The following is a 2,889-nucleotide window of genomic DNA, read 5'->3' as shown; positions in this document are numbered from 1 at the left end:
CTCGATTCGATCGGGCGGCGGTCACATCATTATAGGCCGTCGCGCGCCTTGCCAGAAGCGGGCAGAAGCCGCCCGGACGGGCGCGATCTACTTCGGCAAGTCCGCCCGGACGGCGGTCCTGAACTCCTGCCGGACGCGTGCGCTGTGCATGTAGCCGTAGTCGAGGTTGGGCTGCGGGCCCGGCTCAATCTTCATGGTGACGAACACCGGGCCGGTTTCGTTCAGCACGGATTCGGCATTGGCGCCGAGTTCATTCAGACCGCTAAACGTGTGCACGCCGCGATAACCGGCGGCCTTGGCAATGGCCGAGAAATCAACCTTGTCCTTGCCGGGGATGAGATGCGAACCGTTCGCCTCGTAGGTGCCGTTCTCCAGCACGAAGTGGATGAAGTTCTCCGGCGCCGCATTGCCGATGGTCACCAGCGAGCCGAGGTTCATCAGCAGACTGCCGTCGCCATCGAGCACGATCACCCGCTTGTCGGGCCGGCCGAGCGCAAGGCCGAGCGCATGCGACGAGCCGAGACCCATCGCACCGGTCATGATGTAATTGAGCGGGTTCGGCCGGATCGCGATCCATTCAAATGCGCTGGTGAACACGGCGACGACGATGTCGCTGTCCTTCACATGCGGCGCGAGCAACTTTAGCGCTTCGTCACGGCGCATGGTCATGGCACGGGACTCCGGCCGATGAAGAGGACGACCGGCCGCGATTTCGCATACGCGTTGTCGATCGCCGGCTTGATCTTCGCGACGTCGGCGTCGCTTTCGATCACGTGATAGTCGACGCCCAACGCTTCGAGGATCGGCGCGGTGACACGCACGCTGTAGTGCTTGGACTCTTTCGGCGCGACGCCCGGCTCCTTGTTGAGGAGCCCGACCATCATGCACACCGGCAACCCATATTCCGCGGCGACAATCCGGATCGCGTTCACGGAATCCAGCATGCCGGAATACTGCATCAGCAGCAGCGCGCGCTTGTTGCAGTACGACAGCGCGGCGCAGATGCCGACGCCTTCGTCTTCCTTGCAGACGCGCACGAGCTTGAGCTCGGTGTCCGTCGTCAACGGCCGCAACAGGCCTTCGCTGGTGTGAATGTCAGGCAGGCACGGAATGAACTCGATGCCGCTCGCCTTGATCTCACGGATGATGCGGCTGCCGTGCAGCTCCGCAGTGTCCGTGCGCGGGTCGTCGACCAGCGCCATCTCGTTCGCCTCCGGCTAATCCCGCGCGATGTTGGCACGCACAATCTCAGCCGGGCAAGGCGCGCGCAGACAGAAAGTCCTGCAGTCAGGGCGCTTATGCAAAAACGAAACAGGCCGGGGCGAAATGCACCCGGCCTGCTTCCACTGCCGTCAACCCGAACCGCTAGATTCGTCCCAACAGTGCGAGGATCACCACGATCACCAGCACTGTGCCCAGCATGCCGCCCGGCGCGTAACCCCAACTGCTGCTGTAACCCCATGTCGGCAAAGCACCGATCAACAAAAGGATGAGCACTACAATGAGAATTGTCGAAAGCATGCGACGTCTCCTTCAACCCATGGCCGCGGATTCAATTCTTATGCGGTAAAAAAGTTCCCCGCCGGGAACCGTGCGCCCGGAGACGAGCGCGCTACGGCTTCTTGAGTCTGGAGCCGGTGACGAAAAATCCAACCACGAACGCGGCGACTGCCGCGAGCGTGACGGCCTTGCGCGGCCCGAGAATGCGCGCCGCTTCGAGTCCCGTGGTGAGGATCATTGGATCTTGCCACCACTGCGGCGCGGCTTTTTTTGGCGCTGGAGGCGGCTCAGGGTGACGGCGCTGCAACACAAACACCGCGGCCAGCGCGGCCAACGCCACGACGAGATAGATTAGTCCGAGCGCCAGGCACGCTTCGACAGTGCCGTAGCTCTCGCGAAGCCAAACGAACAGCGCGATGGTGAAAAACAGCAAGGCCGTGATCGCGGCCGCCCCTGCGGCGGCCGCATACACAACCGACTTCAAGGTCCGGTCGACCTTGGCGCCAATGTCGGACAATAGGTTCACGGAAGCCCCTCGCAGAGGGCGGCCCGCTAACGCCGCCAGATCGCTCCAACGACGAAACCGATTCCCGCCGCGAGCGCGACGGTTGTCAAAGGGCGTTCACGCAACTGCTCCTCCACCGACTCGGTGAAATTGTCCGACATGTCGCGCAGCGCATCGCGCCCGCGCGATGTCGCATCGGAAACCGTCTCGTCGAGATTGTCGCGAATGCGGCGAATGCGATCCTTCAGCTCCTGCACCGCCTCATCGCTGGTGTTGCCGACGAGACTCGTCACCTCCTGCGCAAGCGTATTCAGGTCGCTGCGCAGGGCCTCGAAGTCGTGCTGCAAATCGTTCGCTGCGCCCGCAACGTCGCTGCCGCCATTGCGCCGTTGCTTCCGTTTCACTGCCGTTGCCATGCGAAATCCTCGTCAAAATCCGGGGGAAAGCCGACTCCCTAACGGGAACCCTCCCGAAAGGTTCCATGGGCGGTAAGCCGGTCTGCCCGATCAACCGGGCAATTCGGCCTTCGGAAACAGGTGCGTCATGACGGCAAGCGCGATCACAAGAAACGGCACGGACAGAAAAGCGCCGACGGGACCCCACAACCAGGTCCAGAATGCCAGCGAGACGAACACCATCAGAGGATTAACCGTGAAGCGGCGGCCCACGATGTTCGGCGTGATGAACTGCCCTTCGATGATGACAGCCGCCAGAAACAGCGGGGGCGCAATCAATGCCTGTCCCAGCGTTGGAAACACGAACAGGCCGACGACAAACAGTGTCGCGAACGTCACGCACGCGCCGATGTACGGCACATAGTTGCAAGCCATCGTCAGCACGCCGAGCAGGATCGGATGGGTAAACCCGATGATCCAGCAGCCGAA

At 62.3% G+C, this 2,889-nt stretch carries 6 protein-coding genes; all 6 read right to left on the bottom strand.

Annotated features, from left to right (window positions below):
• Nucleotides 1-87: 87 nt before the first annotated feature.
• On the bottom strand, nt 88-669 hold the full coding sequence (locus JOY90_RS07620) for a thiamine pyrophosphate-dependent enzyme (RefSeq protein WP_291690536.1): 582 nt from the start codon (nt 667-669) through the stop codon (nt 88-90).
• Nucleotides 666-1,202 carry a decarboxylase gene (locus JOY90_RS07615; protein WP_291690535.1) on the bottom strand — a complete coding sequence of 179 codons (537 nt, stop codon included), beginning with the start codon at nt 1,200-1,202 and terminating at the stop codon, nt 666-668. Before JOY90_RS07615 ends, JOY90_RS07620 begins: the two co-directional genes overlap by 4 nt.
• 163 nt (nt 1,203-1,365) lie before the next feature.
• Nucleotides 1,366-1,521: a DUF3309 domain-containing protein gene (locus JOY90_RS07610; protein WP_291690534.1), complete on the bottom strand. Its 156-nt coding sequence runs from the start codon at nt 1,519-1,521 to the stop codon at nt 1,366-1,368.
• Between the two features lie 91 nt (nt 1,522-1,612).
• Nucleotides 1,613-1,972: a hypothetical protein gene (locus tag JOY90_RS07605; protein WP_367276891.1), complete on the bottom strand. Its 360-nt coding sequence runs from the start codon at nt 1,970-1,972 to the stop codon at nt 1,613-1,615.
• Between the two features lie 80 nt (nt 1,973-2,052).
• Nucleotides 2,053-2,421, bottom strand: a complete 369-nt coding sequence (locus tag JOY90_RS07600; RefSeq protein WP_291690532.1) for a YqjD family protein — start codon at nt 2,419-2,421, stop codon at nt 2,053-2,055.
• Nucleotides 2,422-2,511: 90 nt separating this feature from the next.
• Nucleotides 2,512-2,889: AI-2E family transporter (locus JOY90_RS07595; protein WP_291690531.1), on the bottom strand; the 378-nt coding region annotated here is incomplete at its 5' end.

The sequence above is a fragment of the Bradyrhizobium sp. genome (assembly GCF_019242285.1).
Taxonomy (GTDB): domain Bacteria; phylum Pseudomonadota; class Alphaproteobacteria; order Rhizobiales; family Xanthobacteraceae; genus Bradyrhizobium.
This window is presented reverse-complemented; position numbering and strand designations above follow the sequence as displayed.

Coding starts and splice junctions, on each gene's coding strand:
- JOY90_RS07620 (WP_291690536.1), bottom strand. CDS start 669: ATGACCATGCGCCGTGACGAAGCGCTAAAGTTGCTCGCGCCGCATGTG.
- JOY90_RS07615 (WP_291690535.1), bottom strand. CDS start 1,202: ATGGCGCTGGTCGACGACCCGCGCACGGACACTGCGGAGCTGCACGGC.
- JOY90_RS07610 (WP_291690534.1), bottom strand. CDS start 1,521: ATGCTTTCGACAATTCTCATTGTAGTGCTCATCCTTTTGTTGATCGGT.
- JOY90_RS07600 (WP_291690532.1), bottom strand. CDS start 2,421: ATGGCAACGGCAGTGAAACGGAAGCAACGGCGCAATGGCGGCAGCGAC.